This window comes from Fertoeibacter niger, from assembly GCF_009380135.2.
Taxonomy (GTDB): Bacteria; Pseudomonadota; Alphaproteobacteria; order Rhodobacterales; family Rhodobacteraceae; genus Fertoeibacter; species Fertoeibacter niger.
The window spans coordinates 245,158-265,185 of record NZ_WHUT02000002.1; the positions used below are offsets into that span (position 1 = coordinate 245,158).

Genomic DNA, 20,028 nt, shown 5'->3' on the forward strand with positions numbered 1-20,028 from the left:
CTTAGCAATTGGTGAATGCCGGGCGGATCAGACCCGGTTTCAGGCTGCTTTTTCCAGCCGCAGCGGCAAGGTCACGCGAAAGGCGGCACCGCCCTGCCCCGGCAGATAGCCGATTGTGCCGCCCAGACTGCCCATCACCTCGCGGCAGATCGCCAGCCCCAGACCGGCGCCCCCCGCCCGGGTCTGGTCGGTCAGCCGCGCGAATTTTTCAAACACCAGCGCCTGACTGGCCTTGGGGATGCCCGACCCGTTGTCGATCACATCCACCATCACCCGCCCGCCCCGGTGCCGCACCACGATGCGCAACTCGGGCCGCGCGGCATCGCAATATTTGCGCGCGTTGGAGATCAGGTTGATGAACACCTGCGCCAGCCGGTCGCCATCGGTGCGGATGAACATGTTTTCCGCCGCCGGGTTGCGGTGCAGCGTGAATTCGCGTTCCGGCCGCGTGTGGCTGGCCGCCTGCACCGCGCGGTCAAGCAATTGTTGCAGGTTGGTCAGGCCCAGATTCAACTGCACCGAGCCGTTTTCCAGCACCGACAGATCCAAGAGATCATCCAGCAACCGCGTCAGCCTGATCGCCTCGTCATGCACGATGCGGGCGTATTGCCCGGCCATTTCGGGCGGAACACCCTCCATCAAAATCTCGGAAAACGCGCGGATCGAGGTCATCGGCGTGCGCAATTCATGGCTTATCTGCGACAGGAAGGCATCCTTCTGCACCGAAAGCTGGGTCAGCTTTTCGTTCACCTCGCGCAGCTGGCGCGCGGTGCGGGTCAGTTCCTCGCGCTGCGCCTCAAGCTGTTGCGAATACTCCATGATCTGCGCGGTCTCGTTCGCCACCGCCATCAGATCTTCCACCGTCACTGCCACCCGCCCGGCCAATTGCGAAATCATCGCATGCGCCGTGGCGGCCCCGACCGAGCCCGCAAGCCGCCGCTCCAGCCCCTCGACGAAACCGGGCGTCGCATCGGGCAGATATCCCGCCTTGCCCTGCATGCGCGCCTCGGCCTCAAACAGCGCCAGCGCCGCCTCTTCGCCCAGTATGCGCTGCGCCATGATCAGCAGATCCTCGGCCTCGGCCTTGCCACCGGCCCAGCCCTGCGGCCCCGCCGCCCCGGCATCGAAGACGTTGACAAAGGCGGCACCCTGCATCCGCTCCACCGGCCCCGGAAATGTCAGGATCGAGCCTATGCAAAACGCGGTGGCGTTCAGCACCAGCGACCAGAAGGTCGCGTGCAGCAACGGGTCCAGCCCCTCGACCCCGAACAAGGCCCGGGGGCGCAGCCAGTGCAACCCGAACGGCCCCTCGGCAAACACCCCCGCCGCAATCACCGCATCCGGGCCGAACGAGGGCAGGAACAGCGTATAGGCCCAGACCGCGAAACCGATGGTCAGCCCCAGCGCCGCCCCCACCCGCGTGGCCCCGCGCCAGAAGATGCCGCCCATCATCGCAGGCAATATCTGCGCCACCCCCACAAAGGAGATCAGCCCGATGGACGCCAGCGAGGATGACCCGCCCGACAGCCGGTAATAGGCATAGCCCAGCCCCAGCACCCCCGCGATACTGAACCGCCGCGCCAGCAGAACCACGCGCCGCACATCGCCCGACACCGCCGCACCCGCCACCGCCTGCGCGGGCCGCAGACGCAGCCACAGCGGCATGACGATATGGTTCGACACCATCGTGGCCAGCGCGATCGCCGCCACGATCACCATGGATGTGGCGCTGGAAAACCCGCCCAGAAAGGCCAGCATCGCCAGCCCGCCCTGCCCCTGTGACAAGGGCAGGGTCAGCACGAACAGATCGGGGTTCGACCCTTCAGGCATCATCTGAAGGCCCACCACGGCAATCGGCACCACGAACAGGCTCATGGCAAACAGATACAGCGGAAACGCCCAGCTTGCCGTGGCCAGATGCCGTTCATCGGCGTTTTCCACCACCAGCACCTGAAACATGCGCGGCAGGCAGATCACCGCCGCGGCCGACAGGAACATCAGCCCGGCCCAGCGCCCCGGTTGCAGATCCCATGTGGCGATGCGCGAGGCGTCAATGCGGGCGAAAATGTCGGCCGGGCCATCGGCCAGCCCCCAGACCACGAATATCCCCACGGCCAGCAAGGCCACCAGTTTCACCACCGCCTCTACCGCAATGGCCGTCACCACGCCGGTATGCTGTTCCTTCGCATCCAGATTGCGCGTGCCGAACAGGATGGTGAACAGCGCCAGCCCGCAGGCCACCCAAAGCGAGGTGCTGTCATTGCCCTCGACCACCCAACCCTCGGGCGGCGCACTGGCAAACACCCCGAAGGACAGCGTGACCGACTGCAATTGCAGCGCGATATAGGGCGTGGCCGCCACCACCGCTATCACCGTGACGATCACCCCCAGAAGGTTCGACTTGCCATAGCGGCTGGAAATCAGGTCGGCGATCGAGGTGACGCGCTGCTGCCGCCCGATCCTGACCAGCTTCCTCAGCACCCACCACCAGCCCACGAACACCAGCGTCGGCCCCAGATAGATCGTCAGAAACTCCAGCCCCGACCGCGCCGCATAGCCCACGGCCCCGTAAAACGTCCAGGCCGTGCAATAGATGCTGAGGCTCAGCGTATAGACCAGCGGTGAACGCAGCCAGGGCAGCGCCCCCGCCATCGACCGCCGCTCCACCATGAAGGCCACCAGAAACAGCACGATCACATAGGCAAGGCAGGCCAGCACCAGGATGTTGAACGGCATCAGCCCTCATCCTCCGCCCGGCCCTGATCCTCGTCCGCCGCCGACAGGCCGGGGGCCAGCACAAAGGCCACCGCAACCAGCCCGCCCCAGATCACGAACAGATAGACACCCTTCCAGGCCGTATCCGGCAGGCCGGGCGTCGCCGGCAGCCACAGCATCGGCAGCAGGAAAAAGAACAGCCCCAGCACCGGCAACAGCCGCGCCGCATCGCGCAGCCTGCGGCGGCGGTAGCTGCGCCGCGCCAGAAACAGCGGGGCACGCGGCCGCCTCACCGCGCCACCAGATCCCGGACCGAGGCGATGATCTCGGCATTGGAAAACGGCTTCGACATGAACCGGCTGGCCCCCGCCCGCTCCGCCGCCTCGCGGTCGCGGTCCTGCCCTTTGGCGGTCAGCATCAGCACTGGCAACGCCTCCGTCGCCGGATCGGCGCGCAACGTGGCCAGAATGTCCAGCCCGCTGACACCCGGCAGCATCAGGTCAAGGATCAAAAGGTCGGGCCGCGCCGCATGCACCGCCGCCACCGCATCCACCCCCCCGCCATGCGTGGACACCCGGCAGCCGTCACGGGTCAGGATGAAACGGATCGCCTCGGCGATATTGGGCTCGTCCTCGATCAGCAAGACATGCGCCGTCATGCGCCCCCTCCTCCCCGGTCCTGATGGCCGGTTACTCCCCCTTTGCGGTCTTCCGCCGCCCGCTATGACTATCAGGCCAAATCTCGCCCCTGTCAAAAGCCCTGTGTCCCCACGACATCCGCCAAGGCGTCACACCCCTTCGCTGAGGATCGACGGTTCGCGCCGCGCGGCACAGGCCCCGCGCGCGCAGATGCGGCAGGTGCTGCCCACCGGCACCGCGCCCCCCGTCATCCCCCCCGTCACTCCCCCCGTCATCCCCCCCGCCATCCCTGCGGCCATCCCGTCCTGCGGCGCGATCAGCATGGCCGCATGGCGCAACTCCGGCCCGGCAAAGCCCTGCGGAAATTCCACCTCGCAGAACGCCTGAACAAGGTAGCTGCGCGGCATGCGCCCCTCGGTCTCGACCAGCGCCCTGACCGGGCTGCCCGGCCGCCCCAGCGCAGTATAGAGCGGCCACAGCGGGCAGGCCGCGCCGAAACGCGGCAGCGCAAAACCCTCGGCGGGCTTGCGAAACAGCAAGGTGCCCGAGGCGTCGCAGATCACCAGCCCCGCCACCGACCCCGGCAGCGTCGCCGCCCGCCGCAGCACCGCCAGCACGCCCACGCCAAACTGCCGCGCCACCGCCGCCGCATCGCCGCCCGCCCCCCAGGCCGCGCGAAACGCCGCCTCCGGCATGGCCGCGGCCTCCGCCGCCGCGCGCTCTGCCCAGGCCCCCGCCATGCTGCGCGCCGCCGCCGAGGCAAGATCCCCCGCCGCAGCCAAATCCGCTTGCCAGCCCCGCACCGCCAGCCAAGCCTCCACCTCCTCCTGCGGCGCGGCGATGCCCTGTTCCTCGGCCTGTTCAGACCCGTCCAGATAGGCCACCAGCGCCTCTGCCCCCACCGCCAGCCGCTCGCTGTCCTGATGCAGGTTGCCGTGAAACCGCGCGCGCCAGACCGGGTCAATATCCTCGGTCTCGGCCAGGATCGCGGCGGTGGAGCGCACCGAGCTGACCGCCGACAGCACCTCATGCAGCGCCTGGCTCAGATGCGGGTCATGCGTCATGCGGTCGTTCAGCGCATTCACCGCGCGCTCCAGCTGCCCCAGCCGCCGGTGCTGCGCGGCCAGCAGCCCCGCCCAGCCAGGAAACCGCCCGGCGAAATCCTCGGTCTTGTCCAGTTCCGGCCCCGCAGCCCCTGCCCCGGCCTCAGCTTCCGCCGCCGCCGCACGCAGATCATCCCGCAACGCGCCCCCGGCTCCCTCGGACAGTGCCTCCGCCCCGATGCCCAAAGCCTCCGCCAGCCGCGCCAGCACATCCGCCCCGATCCGCCGCCGGTTGTGCTCGATCAGGTTCAGATACGACGCCGACACCCCCGCCGCCCGCGCAAGATCGGCCTGCCTCAGCCCCAGCGCCAGCCGCCGCTCGCGCAACCGGCTGCCGGTCAACCCGGTCATCGGCATTGAAACCTCCCATGATTTACAAGCCTGCAAGAACTTTACAGCAATCTGAAAACTCGTTCTTCCTTATTTTCCGTCAAGAAATATCCTCGGGGTGGGGTGATGAGCGATCAGAAATCGTCCAGTGGACGATTTCCGCGAAGAACACCCGGCCCGTGGCCGGGCTAGGGGGGGGCAGACAGCCCCTCCCCGGCGGCCAGCCACATGCGCCACCGCTGCATGACATCGCATGAAAAAGGCGCGTCCCGCAGGACGCGCCCCCTTCCGATCAGCGCCAGAAATTCAGTTCAGCGCCTTGTCCGTGACCGCGCTCGTCCAGGCCCCTTCCGGCACCTTCGAAATCACCGGGTCCGACCCGCCGCCCATCAGCGCCGCCACCGTGGCATCGAAATCCGCCACATCCAGCGCGCCGTTCGACCCTGCGGTCAGCTTGGCAATCTCGCCCATCATCCGCTTCTGATGCGCCTCGGTCTGCGCCCCCGTGTCGTCATTTTCCAGCACGATCATCGCCGCCTCGTCGGGGTTCTCCTCGGCATATTTCCAGCCCTTCATCGAGGCGCGGACAAATTTCACCATCTTCTCTTCGAAAGCCGGATCGGCCAGCTTGTCCTCCATCGCATAAAGCCCATCCTCCAGCGTCGCCACGCCCTCGGTGGTGTAGTTGAAGTTCACCAGTTGCTCCGGCGTGATCCCGGCGTCGATCACCTGCCAGTATTCGTTGTAGGTCATGGTCGAAATGCAGGCCGCCTGTTTCTGCAACAGCGGATCCACGTTGAACCCCTGCTTCAGCACCGTCACCCCGTCGCCGCCATCGGTCGACAGGCCCAGCTTCGACATCCAGTTCAGGAACGGGTATTCATTGCCGCCGAACCACACGCCCAGTGTCTTGCCCGCGAAATCGGCAGGCGTCGCCACACCGGATTCCTTCAGGCAGGTCAGTTGCATGCCCGAGGATTTGAACGGCTGCGCGATGTTCACGATCGCCGCCCCCTGTTCCCGCGCCGCCAGCGCCGAGGGCAGCCAGTCCACCATCACATCCGCGCCGCCGCCCAGCAGCACCTGCACCGGGGCCACATCGGGGCCGCCCGGCTTGATCGTCACATCAAGGCCTTCCTCAGTGTAAAACCCCTTGTCCTTGGCCACGTAATAGCCGGCAAACTGCGCCTGCGTGACCCATTTCAGTTGCAGCGTCACCGCGTCCTGCGCGCTTGCGCCAGTAGCGGCCAGCACGGCCAGCGCCGCGCCTGTCAGAATCGTTTTCATCGTCAACCTCCGAGTTGCGCCCCTTGCCGGGGCTTTGTTAATGCCGTTGCGACGGGTGCCAGAACGTCACCCCCCGTTCGATCAGCGCGACCAGCCCATAGAACGCCGATCCCGCCAAAGCCGCCACCGTGATCTCGGCCCAGACCATGTCCAGCCCCAGCCGCCCGACCTCGGTGGAAATCCGAAACCCCATGCCGCGAATAGGGCTGCCGAAAAACTCCGCCACAATCGCACCGATCAGCGCCAGCGTGGTGGCAATCTTTAACCCGTTGAAAATGAACGGCATCGCGGCGGGCAGGCGCAGCTTCCACAGCGTCTGCCAGTAGCTTGCCGAATATGTCGCCATCAGGTCGCGCTGCATCACCTCTGATGCCGCCAGCCCCGCCACCGTGTTCACCAGGACCGGAAAGAACACCATCACCACCACGACCGCCGCCTTGGAATGCCAGTCAAAGCCGAACCACATCACCAGAATGGGCGCGATTCCCACAATCGGCAAGGCCGCCACGAAATTGCCCACCGGCAGCAGCCCGCGCTGCAAGAACGGGCTGCGGTCGATGGCAATCGCCACCAGCACCGCCGCCCCGCAGCCCATGATGTAGCCCGACAGCGCCCCTTTCACGAAGGTCTGCACGAAATCCAGCCACAGTGTCGGCACCTCGGCCGCGATCCGGGCCGCAATCGCCGTGGGGGGCGGCAATATCACCCCCGGCACCGCCAGCCCGCGCACCACGCCTTCCCAGACCACCAGCAATGTGATGCCGAAAATCGCAGGCACCGCCAGCCGCCCGGCCCGGCTGCGCATCAGCGATGACGCCGCCAGCCGCACGTTCAGCGCCCATGCCGCCGCCCAGAAGCCAAAGGCGAACACCAGCCAGATCATCGCGCCATCCCCATCCGCCGCAATGTCACCCGCTGCACCGCGCCGATCAGCGCCACCAGTGCCGCCGCCGCAAAGGCCGCCGTGAAAAGCGCCGCCCAGATCTGCACCGTCTGCCCGTAATAGCTGCCTTGCAGCAGCCGGGCCCCCAGCCCCGCCACCGCCCCGGTCGGCAATTCCCCCACAATCGCCCCCACCAGCGCCGCCGCAATCCCCACCTTCAGCGAGGTGAAGAGATAAGGCATCGACGCGGGCAGCCGCAGCTTCCAGAAGGTCGCGGCCCGGCTGGCGTTATAGGTGCGCAACAGGTCAAGCTGCATCGCATCGGGGCTGCGCAGCCCCTTCACCATGCCCACCACCACCGGAAAGAAGCTCAAGTAGGCGCTGATGATCGCTTTCGGCAGCAGGCCCGACACGCCCACCGAATTCAGCACCACGATGATCATCGGCGCAATCGCCAGAATGGGAATGGTCTGCGACGCAATGGCCCAGGGCATCACGCTCAGATCCATCGCGCGGTTGTGCACGATGCCCACCGCCAGAAGCACACCCGCCGTCGTGCCGATGGCAAAGCCCAGCAGGGTCGCGCTCAGCGTCACCCACCCATGATAGACCAGACTGCGTTTCGACGTGATCGCCTGCCCCGCCAACCCCTCCCACAGCCCCACGGCCACCTGATGCGGCGCAGGCAGCACCGGCCGCTCCTGCACCATGGTAAGCGGCAGAAGTTGCGCAAAGGTTATCGCCGTCCCGGCCCGCGCTGCCTGATCCCGCTCCCACGGCGCGTTCATCCAGACGGCGGCGGCATACCACAGCGCCACGATCACGGCCAATACGGTGAGGATCGGCACCACCGCTTTCATGCACATATCCCCTTGCCGCGCGTGCTTGGGTGCGCCCGCAAGATAGGCATCCCCTGTCCATGCCCTGTGCATCGGTTGTGCATGGCGTCAAACCTCATAGGAATGGCCCGCCCGCAGCCCTTCGCGCACGCGGTGGGCAATCGCAATGAACTCCGCGCTGTCGCGGATATCCAGCGGACGCTCCTTCGGCAAAGGGCTGTCGATCACATCGGTGATCCGCCCCGGGCGGGGGCTCATCACTACGATCCGGGTGGAAAGATACACCGCCTCGGGGATGGAATGTGTAACAAAACCAATGGTCTTGCCAGTCCGCGCCCAAAGCTTCAGCAATTCCTCGTTCAGCCTGTCGCGCACGATCTCGTCCAGCGCGCCAAAGGGTTCGTCCATCAACAAAATATCCGCATCAAAAGCCAGCGCCCGCGCAATCGAGGCCCGCTGCTGCATCCCGCCCGACAACTGCCAGGGAAACTTCTTGCCAAACCCTTCCAGATCAACCAGTTGCAGTACGTTGTTCACGCGCGCTTCCTGCTCGACCTTCGAAAACCCCATGATCTCCAGCGGCAGCCTGACATTCCCCGCAATCGTGCGCCACGGATAAAGCCCCGCCGCCTGGAACACATAGCCATAAGCCCTTGATTTGCGCGCCTGTTCCGGCGTCATCCCATTGACCGTCAAGGTGCCTTCGGTGGGCTGTTCCAGTGCCGCGATCGCCCGCAGGAAGGTGGTTTTGCCGCAACCCGACGGCCCGATGAAGCTGACAAAATCCCCCCGCCCGATGGTCAGGTTCACATCCTTCAGCGCATGCACCGGCCCGTCGCCGGTCTGAAACGTCAGCCCCAGCCCCCGCGCCTCGATCACTGGACCGGCCATGTTCAACCTGTCTTTCATCATGCCCCGCACCGCCACGCGCCTTCACAAAGCCGTGTCCCGGCGCCGTTACTCTGGGCGGGAATCGGCACTGCCCGCTTCATCACCCCAACAGGAGATCTGACATGTCCACCGACCAGGAAGTGCCCGAAATGATAGAAGAAACGACCGATGCGCCGCTGGCCGACATGCCCGCTGAAATGACCGACGCGCCGGTCGACATGGCCGACGAGGACATGGCTGAAGAAGACATGGCCGAAGCGGATGACGCGGACGAAGCCGAGGCGGAAGAAGCCGAGGCCGACGAAGCGGAAGAAGATGAAGACGACGAGGACGACGAGGACGACGAAGACGAGGATGATGAAGACGACGAAGATGGCGACGACGAAGAGGAAGCCGAGGCTTCCGAAGAAGAAACCGTCTGATCCACTGACTGGCATGGCAGACCCGCTGCCCGCAGATTGCTGCGGGTGGCGGGAACCCAATGTCGCTGCGGCGACCGTCATGCCGATTCCCCCGCGCAAGCTGGGGCTGTGCGTGCTAGCCTTGCCTTGCCATTCTTCACCACAGCGAGCCTGCCATGCCTGATTGCATCAAACTGCGCCCCGGCGCCACCTATGCCGGAAAACAGGGCTTTTCCTATTTTGAGGGCATCGCGCGCGAAACCACGGGCGCACAGGCCATCTGCATGCATCTGCTGACAATTCCGCCCGGCGGCCGGGCGAAGGCGCACAAACACGCCACCCATGAAACCGCGATCTACATGACCGAAGGCGTCACGGTGATGTATTGGGGCGACCAGTTGCAACACCGGATGGAGGTGGCGGCGGGCGACCTGCTGTATATCCCCGCCGACACGCCGCACCTGCCGTTCAACCCCGGCCCCGGTCCGGCCTCGGCCGTGATCGCGCGCACCGACCCGCATGAACAGGAAAGCGTGGTGCTGCTGCCCGAGCTGGAGCATCTGGTTCCCTGACACCTAGACCCCCGTGGCCGGCACGCCCGTGCGGGCAACAGCCCGCGGCGCTGTGATCTCTTTCCAGGCGCTCAAGGCACGGTTCACCGCGGGCCGCGCCTCGCGCGCGACAAACTGGCCATGGCCCTCGCCGGGCTGCACCACGCCATCCGCCACGGCCACCCGGCCGCGCGTCAGGGTATAGCGCGGCAGGCCCTTTACCGTCTTGCCTTCGAACACGTTGTAATCAATGGCCGATTGTTGTGCCGAGGCGCTGATTGTCTTGGTCTTTTCGGGATCCCAGACCACCAGATCGGCATCAGCCCCCACCAGAACCGCGCCCTTTTTCGGATAGCAGTTCAGGATTTTCGCAATATTGGTCGAGGTGACGGCGACAAATTCATTCATCGTCAACCTTCCGGTGTTAACCCCGTAAGTCCAGAGCATCGGCATCCGGTCCTCCAGCCCGCCGGTGCCATTGGGTATCTTGCTGAAATTGCCTACGCCGTTGCGCTTCTGTGCGGTGGTAAAGGCGCAATGATCGGTCGCCACGACGGAGAGTGAGCCGGATTGCAACCCGGCCCAGAGTGAATCCTGATGCGCCTTTGACCGGAACGGCGGCGACATCACGCGCCGCGCCGCATGGTCCCAGTCGGGATGGAAATATTCCGTCTCGTCCAGCGTCAGGTGCTGGATCAGTGGCTCGCCCCACACCCGCTTGCCCTGCTGGCGGGCGCGGCGGATCGCCTCATGCGCCTCTTCGCAGGAGGTATGCACGACATACAGCGGCACACCCGCCATGTCGGCGATCATGATGGCGCGGTTGGTCGCCTCGCCCTCCACCTGCGGCGGGCGGGAATAGGCGTGGGCCTCCGGCCCGGTGTTGCCTTCGGCCAGCAGGCGGGCGGTCAGTTCGGCCACCACATCGCCGTTTTCGGCATGCACCATGGCCAGCGCGCCCAGATCGGCGCAGCGGCTGAAGGAATGATACATCTCGTCATCATTCACCATCAGCGCGCCCTTGTAGGCCATGAAATGCTTGAAGCTGGTAATCCCCTGATCCACCACGCTTTTCATCTCATCGAACACCTGCTCGCCCCACCATGTCACCGCCATGTGGAACGAATAGTCGCAATGCGCGCGCCCGGTCTTGTTGTGCCACATTTGCAAGGCATCCAGCAGCCCCTGCCCCGGGCTGGGCAGCGCGAAATCCACCACCATCGTGGTGCCGCCCGACAGCGCCGCCCTTGTGCCGGATTCGAAATCATCGGCGGAATAGGTGCCCATGAAGGGCATCTCCAAGTGGGTATGCGGGTCGATCCCGCCGGGCATGATGTAGCAGCCGGTGGCATCAAGCGTGGTGTCGCCGGTCAGGTTCGGGCCGATGGCGGTGATGATGCCGTTGTCGATCAGGACATCAGCGCGATAGGTGAGGTCGGCGGTGACGATGGTGCCATTGCGGATGATTGTGGTCATGATTCCAGCCATTTTTGATATTCCACCTCAGACCCTTGAAACAGACTATCCTTCAGGTCTTTGAATTGGGAACGTGCGCTATTGATCTGAAGTATGGTTGTGGCGCCGGGCTCGTTGACCTGCAATTCGCCATCAGTGTGCACCACCCCCGCCACCTCAAGCACCGCATGCAGCAGCACATCCGTCCCCGCCGCCGCCCATTCCGGGGAAATCTCTTCGGCCTCGTTGTGCGACAACCCGTCTACACAGGGGCACATCACCATCACCGTCGGCGCGACGCGGTTGATCCAGCAGGCGTCGTGGCCGGCGCCTGACACGATATCCATGTGGGAATAGCCCAGCCGTTCCGCCGCATCGCGCACCACCGTGACCAAGCCCGGATCGAATGTCACCGGGTCGAAATGGCCCACGGGCTCGATGTCGATGCCAAGGCCCAGTTCGGCGGCGATGGCGGGGGCCTCATCCTCCAGCCGTTCGCGCATCGCGGTCAGCTTGGCCAGATCGGGGCTGCGGAAGTCGATGGTGAACACCGCACGCCCCGGGATCACGTTGCGTGAATTGGGGTAGACATTGGCCTGCCCCACCGCGCCCACGGCCCCCGGCTGGTGATCCATCGCGATGCGGTGCACCAGTTCGATGATCCGCGCCATGCCAAGCCCCGCATTCACCCGCATGTTCATGGGGGTCGATCCGGTATGTGCGTCGCGCCCGGTCAGCGTGACCTGCAACCACCACAACCCCTGCCCGTGGGTCACAACGCCGATCTCTTTGCCCTCGGCCTCCAGAATAGGCCCCTGTTCGATATGCAGTTCCAGCATGGCGTGGATTTTCCGCGCGCCCACAGGCTCATCCCCCACCCAGCCGATGCGGGCAAGCTCGTCGCCAAAGGCCTTGCCCTCGGCGTCCACGCGGCCATAGGCGTAATCTTGCGTGTGGATGCCCGCGAACACGCCCGAAGCCAGCATGGCGGGGGCATAGCGCGTGCCCTCTTCATTCGTCCAGTTCACCAGAACGATCGGGTGGCGGGTGCGGATGCCCGCGTCATTCATCGAGCGCAGCACCTCAAGGCCCCCCAGCACGCCCAGCACGCCATCATATTTCCCGCCCGTGGGCTGGGTATCCAGATGCGAACCCATGTAGACCGGCGGCAGATCCTCGGCTCCTGCGCGGGTGGCGAACATGTTGCCCATCGTGTCCACGCCCATGGTGCAGCCTGCATCCAGACACCATTGCTGGAACAGCGCGCGGCCCCTGGCGTCATCATCGGTCAGGGTCTGGCGGTTGTTGCCGCCCGCAATGCCGGGGCCGATCGTGGCCATCTCCATCAGGCTGTCCCACAGCCGTGCGGAATCAATGCGCAGGTTCTGGCCCGGTGCCGGCATCTGATTTCTCCCTGGCGGGCGGGGGTCTTGATGCCCCTTGCCCGGAATCTCGGTCTGACCGTATGGTCAGGTTGAAGGCATCACAAGCTGACCAACCGGTCAAGATTATTCTTCGGGAACACCTTTGGCCATGACCGACGCCGCCCCCCTGCCCGACACGTCCCGCCCCCGCACCCGCGAGGAAACCCGGCGCGGGAATGAGCGTGCGATTCTGGCAGCGGCGGAAAAAGTCTTTGCCGAGGCGGGGTTTGGCGGGGCCACGATGCAGCTTATCGCCGATATGGCGGGGCTGCCGAAGGCCAATCTGCATTATTATTTCCCCACCAAAGAGGCGCTATACCGGCGCGTCGTGCAGAACATATTCGAGATCTGGCTGCATGCGGCCGATGTGTTTGACGGCGCGGATGGCCCTGTGGAGGGCATCGGTGCCTATATTGACGCCAAAATGGAAATTTCCCGGCGGCATCCGGCGGGCTCGAAAGTCTGGGCGTCCGAGGTGATGCATGGGGCGCCGGTGATTCAGGATTATCTGGAAACCACGCTGCGGGAATGGACCGGGGGGCGCGCCGCGGTGATCCAGGGCTGGATCGACGCAGGCAAGATGGCCCCGGTGGATCCGGCGCATCTGCTGTATATGCTCTGGGCCACCACGCAGCATTACGCCGATTTCGGCCACCAGATCGAGACGCTGAACGGCGGCAAGGCGCTGTCAGACCGGCAATGGAAGGCGGCCAAGGACAGCGTGAAGGCGATCATCCTGCGCGGTATCGGCGCGGTGTGACGGGGCATGGTGCGCTTGCATTCCCGTCAGGCTTTGCGCGCGGCCAAAGCCCGGCTATCATGCGTGCTGCGCCCGCAGGCGTAAACCGCCCCTGTCCCGCTTCCGCAAGGCCATGATCACAGACATAGAAGAATACTTCACCCTAGGCTGCGGACGCTGCGCGCGCTTTGCCACAGCAGATTGTTCCACCCGGCACTGGGCGGGCGGTCTGGCGGCGTTGCGGCAGCTTTGCCTTGCGGCGGGGCTGACCGAGACGGTGAAATGGGGCCATCCCTGCTATATGCACGCGGGCCGCAACATCGCGATCTTCGGGGCGTTCCGCGACGATTTTCGCCTCACGTTCTTCAACGCCGCGCTGATGCGGGATCCGGCAGGCGTTATGGAAAAGCAGGGCGCAAACACGCAGCATGCCGACATGATCCGCTTTACCGATGCGGAACAGGTGGCGCGGATTGCCCCCGTCATCGCCAGTTATCTGGCCGAGGCCATGGGCTACGCCGCACAGGGCAACAAGCCGCCCAAGGTGGAATCGGTGATCGACCTGCCCGATACGCTGACCGATGCGCTGGATGCCGACCCGGATCTGGCCGAAGCCTTTCACGGCCTGACCCCGGGGCGGCAGAAAAGCTATGTCATCGCGCTGAGCGGGGCAAAAACCGTGGCGACACAGGTGGCCCGTGTCACCCGGTTCCGTGACCGCATATTGGCGGGCAAGGGCGCGAACGAACGCTAGGCGGTCAATACGGCAGGCCGGTGTAATTCTCGGCCAGCAGGCGCCGCGCTGCGGGGGATGACGCGATCTGCGCCAGTTCCGCCTCTTGCATGCGGCGGTCGAAACCGGATTGTTCGGGAAAGCGGTGCAGCAACGTGGTCATCTGCCAGCTGAACCGCATCGCACCCCAGACCCGGGCCAGCGCATCGGCGGAATAGCTTTCCAGCCCCGCCGCATCGCCCTGCCCATAGAACCGGATCAGCGCCGCCGACAGGTAATGCACATCCGATACGGCCAGATTAAGCCCCTTGGCCCCGGTGGGCGGCACGATATGCGCGGCATCCCCGCACAGGAACAGCCTGCCCCAGCGCATCGGTTCGCTGACGAAACTGCGCAGCGGTGCGATGGATTTCTCGATGGTGGGGCCGGTGATCAGGCTGGCGGCCACCTCGGCGGGCAGGCGGCGTTTCAGCTCGTCCCAGAAGGCGGCATCGCTCCAGTCCTCTACCCGGTCGGTCAGGGGCACCTGGATGTAATAGCGCGAGAGCATTGGGTTGCGCATCGAGGCCAGCGCAAAGCCGCGCTCGTGGTTGGCATAGATCAGCTCATGCGCAGCGGGCGGGGTTTCCGACAGAACACCAAGCCAGCCAAAGGGATAGACCTTTTCAAACTCGCGCCGGATGTCGGACGGGATGGTGGGGCGGCTGACGCCGTGGAAGCCGTCGCAGCCCGCGATATAGTCGCAGTCCAGCCGGTGTTCGTGGCCATCCTTCGTCCAGGTGACATGCGGCGTGTCGCCATCCACGCCGTGCAGCGCCACATCGGCGGCATCGTGGATGATCGTGGTGCCCACGGCATCCTGTGCGGCGTAAAGATCGCGCGTCACCTCGGTCTGGCCATAGACCATCACCTGTTTGCCGCAGGATTCGTGGAAATCCAGCCGGATCATCCGGTCACCCGAGGTCAGATAGCAGCCCTCATGCACCTGGCCCTCGCGGTCCATCCGGTCGCCCACGCCCGCCGCGCGCAGCATTTCCACCGTGCCCCATTCCAGCACCCCGGCGCGGATGCGGGCCAGCACATAGGCGCGGTCCTTGCGTTCCAGCACCACCGTGGCGACGCCCGCCCGGTTCAGCACCTGCGACAACAAAAGCCCCGCCGGGCCGCCACCGATGATCGCCACCTGAGTTTTCATGACACCCTCCGTCCCAGGCCGTGATATGGGGCGGGGACCGCACCGGGGAATGGACGATCAGGGGTTTGTCTGGCACTATCACGACATGCAAAGCCAAATCCCCGCCTGGCAGCTTTATGGTGAAAGCCGGGTTTTCCCCGATATTCTGCATATCGAACGCATCACCGACCGGGCTGCGGGGCTGGATTGGGTGATTGCCCCGCACCGGCATCTGCACCTGCACCAGATCCTGCTGATCGCCAGCGGCGATGCGGTGCTGGAGGCGGACGGCACCCGGCATGTGGCAGACACGCCCGCGCTGATCAGCCTGCCGCGCGGCGTGGTGCATGGCTTTGCCTTTGCCAAAGGCACCGAAGGCTATGTGCTGACCCTGCCGTTGCAGGAATTTCCATCGCTGTTCGGCGAGACTGCGCCTCTGGCGGCGGCGGCAGGCCAGTTCCGGCTGGGGCGGGCCTGCGCGGCCACGGCGGCGCTGTTCGACCTTCTGCATGCCGAATATCAGGCGGCAGGCCCCTTGCGCAACGCGCTGGTCGGGGCGCTGGCGGTGCAGATCATCTGCCACGCGCTGCGCGATCTGGCGGCGACGGGCGCGGCCCCGCCCGCGCAGGATGCCCGTCTGGCGCGGTTTGACAGCCTGATACTGGCACATTTCCGCCAGAAATGGCAGGTGGCCGACTATGCCCGCGCGCTGGGTCTTTCGCCCCGGCATCTGAGCAGGCTGTGTCAGGCGGCCACCGGCCTGACGGCCGCGCGGCAGATCGAGGCTGCGACCTTCCGCGAGGCGCGGCGCCTGCTGGTCTATACCCGCATGCCGGTGGCGGCGGTGGGCTATCATCTGGGGTTTGATGACCCGTCCTATTTCTCGCGCGCGTTCCAGCGCCATGCGGGGCTTGCGCCTGCCGCCTATCGCGCGCGGTTCGAGGGCTGACCGGGTTTTACCCCTGCGACAAGGGCTTGACCGCCACCGCGGCACGCGCTTTGCTGCGCCATGACCGCTGATGTCCGTATCTGGCTGTTGCCCACCGAAAGTTGCGACGCGGCCACGCTTGACGCCGCGCAAAGGCTGCTGGACGGGGCCGAGGCGGCGCGCGCGGCGCGGTTCCATTTTGCCAGCGACCGGCGTGATTTCGTGCTGGCGCATGCGCTGCTGCGGCTGGCGCTGTCGGATGCCGCGCCTGCCCCGCCGCAAAGCTGGTGCTTCACCGCCGATGCCGATGGCAAGCCCCGGCTGAACCCGGGCCGTGCGGGGCTGCATTTCAACCTGTCGCACACGCGCGGCATGGTGGGCTGTGTGGTGGGGGCAATGCCCGGTCTGGGGTTTGATGTTGAACATCTGGGGCGTGGTCCGGCGCGCGATCTGGCCGACACCGTGCTGTCGCCTGCCGAACGTGCAACGCTGCGCGCGCTTGGCCCCGAGGCGCGGGCCGAACGGTTCCTGCGGCACTGGACGCTGAAAGAGGCGCTGCTGAAGGCCACAGGCCATGCGCTGCGCCTGCCCCTGACGCAATTCGGTTTCGCGCTGGAGCCGATACGCCTTGACCCCGGCGGGCTGGAGCCGTTGGCGGGCCGCTGGCATTTCGAACAGCGGCTGCTGGCCCCCGGCCATGTGGCGGCGGTGGCACTGGCGGGCGGGGCGGCGTTGGTCGAATGGCGGGTGCTGGCGGCGCTGCCGGTCTAGGTCTCCTCCGGCTCGCCTTTGGCGGCCTTTTCCAGTCGTGCGGCAATCTCGCGCCGCAGCCCCCGGCGCAGTTCGGCGGCACGGAAGCGGCGCTGGTCAGTGGGCCCCAGCGGCACATAGGGCGGCACCGGCGCCGGTTTGCCCTGATCATCGACCGCGACCATGGTGAAATAGCACGAATTGGTGTGCCGCCTTGTGCCGGTGCGGATGTTTTCCGCCTCCACCCTGATGCCCACCTCCATCGAGGTGCGGCCCGCCATGTTGACCGAGGCACGGAACGTCACCAGTTCGCCCACGTTGATCGGTTCCTTGAACACCACCTGATCGACCGAAAGCGTAACCGCATATTGCCCCGAATAGCGCGAGGCGCAGGAAAACGCCACGCGGTCCAGCAGGTTCAAGAGCGCCCCGCCATGCACCTTGCCGCTGAAATTGGCCATGTCGGGGGTCATCAGCACCGTCATCTCAAGGCGTCGCGGGTCCATGCTTTTCTCCTCAGGCAGCATCGGCAGAAAAGCGGTTTTGCCACCGCGCCGCAATGGAATGTTGCCCGTCAGGGCGCAGATCCCGGCTGACATCGCCCTCTGTGGCAGACCGCGCTGTTTCCCACACCGTTGCCCAGCGGGAAGCGTGAACATGCATCTGAGGCGATGCTGGATTGCATACGCATTCAATTCATGCAAACGTCATGGGAATCTGACCCCGACCCCCAGAACGGCGATGGAGCCACCATGAAATCCGCAGAGACCCCCAACAGCCCCGCCACGCCCCCTGCCCGGCAAAAGCCTGCCGGTGTGATGCAGGTGGAACGCCATGATTACGTCGATCTGGCCCCCACCAACCGGGCTCGCGCGCAGCCGATGCAGGGGTTTGACGACATCTATACCGACATCGTGGATTACATCGTGCGCTGCACCCACCGCATCTGGGATGAGCGTGACGTGGGCCTGATCTACACGCATTACACCCACAATTGCGTGCTCTACGGTTCGGCAGGCACGCTTTACACCCGCGAAGAGGTTGTGCGCGACACGATCCAACGGCTGGTATCGCTGCCCGAACGGCGCGGTATGGCAACCCATGTGATCTGGAACGGCGATGACCAGCAGGGATTTTATACCTCGCATCTGGTGACGGGCACCGGGCGGCACAGCCAGCCGGGGCTTTATGGCCCGCCCACCGGGCGCGGCTTTACCTCGCGCACCGTGGCGGATTGCATGATATTCGAGAACAAGATCTACCGCGAATGGGTGGTGGCCGACCCGCTGTCAGTGATGAAGCAACTAGGCCTCGATACGCAGGCTTATGCGCGGCAGATGGCGCAGACCTATTTCGACAAGGGCCTGCTGGCGATCGACATCGGCGAAAACCGCCGGATGATCGGGCAATACCCGCCGGATTCCACCCCCGACCTTTCCATCGCCCATAATGACCTGGAACGTGAAACGCTGACATGGCTGCATGAGGTGTTCAACAAGCGCATGTTCGGCATGATCAAGGATGTCTATGCGCCCACCGTGCAGTATCACGGCCCGCTGATGGCCGAACTTTACGGCGTGGCGGCGGTGATGCACCAGACCATCGGGCTGGTGGGATCCTTGCCCGATTGCAGCTATCAGCCGCAGCACATCTGTTCGACCCCCTGCGAGGAAGGCGGCACCAAGGTCGCCGTGCGCTGGATCATGGAGGGGCACCACACCGGCTGGGGCCTGCTGCACGAACTGGGCGCGCCCACGGGCAAGCGGGTGCAGGTGATGGGCATGACGCATTACCATGTGAAGAACGGCAAGATCGTGGATGAATGGCGCGTCTATGACGAACTGTCGCTGTCGATGCAGGTGAAACTGGCGCAAATGGCCGACAAGCCTTCTGTTCTGGCGTAAAGCGCGGATGGGCGGGGCGGTCAGCCGCCCCGCCTGCCCCTTTCACGCCCCCCGGCGAAAGATCGGCTGCATCCGCGCCAGCACATCCACGCCCATCTGCAACAGCAGGTCCAGCACATCCAGCGGCACCCAGTTTTCGCGGATAAGCCCTTCGTGGTGCAGGTAGAAATCCATCACCCGCATGGTCACGGGCTTGCCGGTGGCAGGCACGCCCAGAAAATCGGGGCCGACATGCATGGCAAAGACCGACGGCCAGCCGCCGGTGACGGAATAAGGCCCGTCACCTATGCGGATGTAATGCCCGCCGCCGTGCTGCGCCTTCATGTCGGCGATCTCATCCCATTGCCCGCCGCCCTTGCGTTTGGGAAAGGCGCGGCGGAATGGCAGTTGGTGGTAATCGACAAAGCCCTGCAAGCCGCGCGTCGTGCCGATGCCGCTGGGGCCATACCACATCATCTTCGGGTGCCAGTGGTCGCGCTGCGGCATGGCCAGCAGGCCCTCGCGCCCCTCGCCCCTCAGATCGTCATAGGCCCCAAGGGTGGCATGCATCGCCAGCGTCTGTGCAAGGCTGGCCGCCGATTGCACAGGGTCGGTGTCGTGGAACACCAGCCCGTCGCCGGTGATGGGGCCGGGCCACATGCCCTCGGTGCCCAGGCTGGGGGCCAAGGGCCAGAACCCGGCCTGGCGGATCACATCCAGCACATCCCACAGGCAGTTTGACTGCACGATGCGGCCATCCACCACCTGATGCACCTCGCCATAGCGGATGTAGACGGGCCGCCCGGTGGCGGGAATGCCCAGCCAGTCGCGGCGCATGGTGCCGCAGTAATGGCCCACCATCGCCACATAATCGCGGCCCGCGTAAGCACCGCCCACAACGATCAGGTCACGCCGTTCCAGATCGGGAAAGGCGGCGTGCAGCGGTGCCCAGGCCTGCGCGGCAATCGCCGCCGTGCCCGACAGGGTGTTGATCGGATGCGCGCCGCGCCAGACGGCATCCGGCGCGTAAAGCGAATCGATCAGCCGGGGCACATCGGCGGGCCGGGCCTCGGCCAGCGATTGCAGGGCGGCGGTGATGCGGCGCTTGTGGGTCAGATGCGGGCTGTCCATCGGTCATGCTCCTGGCGCTGTGGTGGTGGCAGAAAACGCGCTGCCGCATCAAATTGCAAGCCTATGCAGAAAAATATTGCAAGCGTATTCACGCCCTGTTAGCGTCTTTGCATGCCCCTTGCGGGGCCGCTGTCACAGCAAGGAATGCATGGCCACCCGGCCCAAAAGCACGC

Annotated in this window: 20 protein-coding genes; 7 read left to right on the forward strand and 13 right to left on the reverse strand. The window is 65.4% G+C overall.

The features are described from left to right. Positions 1 to 39: 39 nt before the first annotated feature. The 8 genes from GEU84_RS04685 to GEU84_RS04720 all read right to left on the reverse strand — a co-directional run bounded on the left by GEU84_RS04685 (position 40) and on the right by GEU84_RS04720 (position 8,686). On the reverse strand, positions 40 to 2,736 hold the full coding sequence (locus tag GEU84_RS04685; RefSeq protein WP_152824270.1) for an ATP-binding protein: 2,697 nt from the start codon (positions 2,734 to 2,736) through the stop codon (positions 40 to 42). After that, on the reverse strand, positions 2,736 to 3,008 hold the full coding sequence (locus tag GEU84_RS04690) for a hypothetical protein (protein WP_174539319.1): 273 nt from the start codon (positions 3,006 to 3,008) through the stop codon (positions 2,736 to 2,738). The genes GEU84_RS04685 and GEU84_RS04690 overlap by 1 nt, the downstream gene beginning before the upstream one ends. Continuing rightward, entirely contained in the window at positions 3,005 to 3,373 is a 369-nt protein-coding gene (locus tag GEU84_RS04695; protein ID WP_152824269.1) for a response regulator transcription factor, read from the reverse strand. Before GEU84_RS04695 ends, GEU84_RS04690 begins: the two co-directional genes overlap by 4 nt. A 129-nt stretch (positions 3,374 to 3,502) precedes the next feature. Beyond that, positions 3,503 to 4,813 (reverse strand): short-chain fatty acyl-CoA regulator family protein, encoded by a 1,311-nt coding sequence (locus tag GEU84_RS04700; protein WP_152824268.1) that lies wholly within the window; start codon positions 4,811 to 4,813, stop codon positions 3,503 to 3,505. A 279-nt stretch (positions 4,814 to 5,092) separates the two neighbouring features. Next, a complete protein-coding gene (locus GEU84_RS04705) occupies positions 5,093 to 6,073 on the reverse strand; it encodes an ABC transporter substrate-binding protein (protein ID WP_152824267.1) in 981 nt (326 codons plus the stop codon). A 37-nt stretch (positions 6,074 to 6,110) separates the two neighbouring features. After that, entirely contained in the window at positions 6,111 to 6,956 is an 846-nt protein-coding gene (locus GEU84_RS04710) for an ABC transporter permease (RefSeq protein ID WP_152824266.1), read from the reverse strand. Further along, on the reverse strand, positions 6,953 to 7,816 hold the full coding sequence (locus tag GEU84_RS04715) for an ABC transporter permease (protein WP_152824265.1): 864 nt from the start codon (positions 7,814 to 7,816) through the stop codon (positions 6,953 to 6,955). Before GEU84_RS04715 ends, GEU84_RS04710 begins: the two co-directional genes overlap by 4 nt. Before the next feature lie 87 nt (positions 7,817 to 7,903). Beyond that, positions 7,904 to 8,686 carry an ABC transporter ATP-binding protein gene (locus tag GEU84_RS04720; protein ID WP_241427580.1) on the reverse strand — a complete coding sequence of 261 codons (783 nt, stop codon included), beginning with the start codon at positions 8,684 to 8,686 and terminating at the stop codon, positions 7,904 to 7,906. A gap of 122 nt (positions 8,687 to 8,808) precedes the next feature. On the opposite strand from GEU84_RS04720, the gene GEU84_RS04725 reads away from it, so the two are divergent. Both GEU84_RS04725 and GEU84_RS04730 read left to right on the forward strand, forming a co-directional pair. Next, a complete protein-coding gene (locus GEU84_RS04725) occupies positions 8,809 to 9,108 on the forward strand; it encodes a hypothetical protein (RefSeq protein ID WP_174539320.1) in 300 nt (99 codons plus the stop codon). A 155-nt stretch (positions 9,109 to 9,263) separates the two neighbouring features. Next, entirely contained in the window at positions 9,264 to 9,659 is a 396-nt protein-coding gene (locus GEU84_RS04730) for a cupin domain-containing protein (RefSeq protein WP_152824263.1), read from the forward strand. A 3-nt stretch (positions 9,660 to 9,662) separates the two neighbouring features. On the opposite strand, the gene hydA is transcribed toward GEU84_RS04730, so the two are convergent. Together hydA and GEU84_RS04740 are read right to left on the reverse strand one after the other, a co-directional pair. Beyond that, on the reverse strand, positions 9,663 to 11,114 hold the full coding sequence (gene hydA / locus GEU84_RS04735) for a dihydropyrimidinase (RefSeq protein WP_152824262.1): 1,452 nt from the start codon (positions 11,112 to 11,114) through the stop codon (positions 9,663 to 9,665). After that, positions 11,111 to 12,496, reverse strand: a complete 1,386-nt coding sequence (locus GEU84_RS04740) for a Zn-dependent hydrolase (RefSeq protein ID WP_152824261.1) — start codon at positions 12,494 to 12,496, stop codon at positions 11,111 to 11,113. The genes hydA and GEU84_RS04740 overlap by 4 nt, the downstream gene beginning before the upstream one ends. 148 nt (positions 12,497 to 12,644) lie before the next feature. Between GEU84_RS04740 and GEU84_RS04745 the strand changes: the two genes are divergently transcribed. Further along, positions 12,645 to 13,277, forward strand: a complete 633-nt coding sequence (locus GEU84_RS04745; protein ID WP_152824512.1) for a TetR/AcrR family transcriptional regulator — start codon at positions 12,645 to 12,647, stop codon at positions 13,275 to 13,277. Positions 13,278 to 13,389: 112 nt separating this feature from the next. Continuing rightward, positions 13,390 to 14,010, forward strand: coding sequence for a YdeI/OmpD-associated family protein (locus GEU84_RS04750; protein WP_152824260.1), 621 nt, complete (start codon positions 13,390 to 13,392; stop codon positions 14,008 to 14,010). Positions 14,011 to 14,014: 4 nt separating this feature from the next. Here the strand turns inward: GEU84_RS04750 and pobA are convergent, their stop codons facing one another. Further along, positions 14,015 to 15,184, reverse strand: coding sequence for a 4-hydroxybenzoate 3-monooxygenase (gene pobA / locus GEU84_RS04755; protein ID WP_152824259.1), 1,170 nt, complete (start codon positions 15,182 to 15,184; stop codon positions 14,015 to 14,017). Between the two features lie 85 nt (positions 15,185 to 15,269). Here pobA and GEU84_RS04760 point away from each other — a divergent pair, with 85 nt between their 5' ends. Together GEU84_RS04760 and GEU84_RS04765 are read left to right on the forward strand one after the other, a co-directional pair. Beyond that, a complete protein-coding gene (locus GEU84_RS04760) occupies positions 15,270 to 16,112 on the forward strand; it encodes a helix-turn-helix domain-containing protein (protein ID WP_174539321.1) in 843 nt (280 codons plus the stop codon). A 60-nt stretch (positions 16,113 to 16,172) separates the two neighbouring features. Next, positions 16,173 to 16,862 (forward strand): 4'-phosphopantetheinyl transferase family protein, encoded by a 690-nt coding sequence (locus GEU84_RS04765; RefSeq protein WP_152824257.1) that lies wholly within the window; start codon positions 16,173 to 16,175, stop codon positions 16,860 to 16,862. On the opposite strand, the gene GEU84_RS04770 is transcribed toward GEU84_RS04765, so the two are convergent. Beyond that, a complete protein-coding gene (locus GEU84_RS04770; protein ID WP_217438507.1) occupies positions 16,859 to 17,347 on the reverse strand; it encodes an acyl-CoA thioesterase in 489 nt (162 codons plus the stop codon). The two genes, GEU84_RS04765 and GEU84_RS04770, sit on opposite strands and share 4 nt — an antisense overlap. Positions 17,348 to 17,593: 246 nt before the next feature. On the opposite strand from GEU84_RS04770, the gene GEU84_RS04775 reads away from it, so the two are divergent. After that, complete coding sequence (locus GEU84_RS04775; protein ID WP_152824256.1) at positions 17,594 to 18,745, forward strand: nuclear transport factor 2 family protein; 1,152 nt, start codon at positions 17,594 to 17,596, stop codon at positions 18,743 to 18,745. 42 nt (positions 18,746 to 18,787) lie between these two features. Here GEU84_RS04775 and GEU84_RS04780 read toward each other — a convergent pair whose 3' ends face one another. Further along, the gene (locus tag GEU84_RS04780) at positions 18,788 to 19,855 is read right to left on the reverse strand and encodes a nuclear transport factor 2 family protein (RefSeq protein ID WP_152824255.1); all 1,068 of its coding nucleotides are present in this window, start codon (positions 19,853 to 19,855) and stop codon (positions 18,788 to 18,790) included. Between the last annotated feature and the right edge of the window lie 173 nt (positions 19,856 to 20,028).

What these genes read in the sequence shown, in the direction of transcription:
- GEU84_RS04775 (WP_152824256.1), top strand. Translation starts at nt 17,594, where the DNA reads ATGAAATCCGCAGAGACCCCCAACAGCCCCGCCACGCCCCCTGCCCGG.
- pobA (WP_152824259.1), bottom strand. Translation starts at nt 15,184, where the DNA reads ATGAAAACTCAGGTGGCGATCATCGGTGGCGGCCCGGCGGGGCTTTTG.
- GEU84_RS04780 (WP_152824255.1), bottom strand. Translation starts at nt 19,855, where the DNA reads ATGGACAGCCCGCATCTGACCCACAAGCGCCGCATCACCGCCGCCCTG.
- GEU84_RS04750 (WP_152824260.1), top strand. Translation starts at nt 13,390, where the DNA reads ATGATCACAGACATAGAAGAATACTTCACCCTAGGCTGCGGACGCTGC.
- GEU84_RS04725 (WP_174539320.1), top strand. Translation starts at nt 8,809, where the DNA reads ATGTCCACCGACCAGGAAGTGCCCGAAATGATAGAAGAAACGACCGAT.
- GEU84_RS04770 (WP_217438507.1), bottom strand. Translation starts at nt 17,347, where the DNA reads ATGGACCCGCGACGCCTTGAGATGACGGTGCTGATGACCCCCGACATG.
- GEU84_RS04705 (WP_152824267.1), bottom strand. Translation starts at nt 6,073, where the DNA reads ATGAAAACGATTCTGACAGGCGCGGCGCTGGCCGTGCTGGCCGCTACT.
- GEU84_RS04730 (WP_152824263.1), top strand. Translation starts at nt 9,264, where the DNA reads ATGCCTGATTGCATCAAACTGCGCCCCGGCGCCACCTATGCCGGAAAA.
- GEU84_RS04715 (WP_152824265.1), bottom strand. Translation starts at nt 7,816, where the DNA reads ATGAAAGCGGTGGTGCCGATCCTCACCGTATTGGCCGTGATCGTGGCG.
- GEU84_RS04720 (WP_241427580.1), bottom strand. Translation starts at nt 8,686, where the DNA reads ATGGCCGGTCCAGTGATCGAGGCGCGGGGGCTGGGGCTGACGTTTCAG.
- GEU84_RS04765 (WP_152824257.1), top strand. Translation starts at nt 16,173, where the DNA reads ATGACCGCTGATGTCCGTATCTGGCTGTTGCCCACCGAAAGTTGCGAC.
- hydA (WP_152824262.1), bottom strand. Translation starts at nt 11,114, where the DNA reads ATGACCACAATCATCCGCAATGGCACCATCGTCACCGCCGACCTCACC.
- GEU84_RS04695 (WP_152824269.1), bottom strand. Translation starts at nt 3,373, where the DNA reads ATGACGGCGCATGTCTTGCTGATCGAGGACGAGCCCAATATCGCCGAG.
- GEU84_RS04685 (WP_152824270.1), bottom strand. Translation starts at nt 2,736, where the DNA reads ATGCCGTTCAACATCCTGGTGCTGGCCTGCCTTGCCTATGTGATCGTG.
- GEU84_RS04710 (WP_152824266.1), bottom strand. Translation starts at nt 6,956, where the DNA reads ATGATCTGGCTGGTGTTCGCCTTTGGCTTCTGGGCGGCGGCATGGGCG.
- GEU84_RS04700 (WP_152824268.1), bottom strand. Translation starts at nt 4,813, where the DNA reads ATGCCGATGACCGGGTTGACCGGCAGCCGGTTGCGCGAGCGGCGGCTG.
- GEU84_RS04760 (WP_174539321.1), top strand. Translation starts at nt 15,270, where the DNA reads ATGCAAAGCCAAATCCCCGCCTGGCAGCTTTATGGTGAAAGCCGGGTT.
- GEU84_RS04740 (WP_152824261.1), bottom strand. Translation starts at nt 12,496, where the DNA reads ATGCCGGCACCGGGCCAGAACCTGCGCATTGATTCCGCACGGCTGTGG.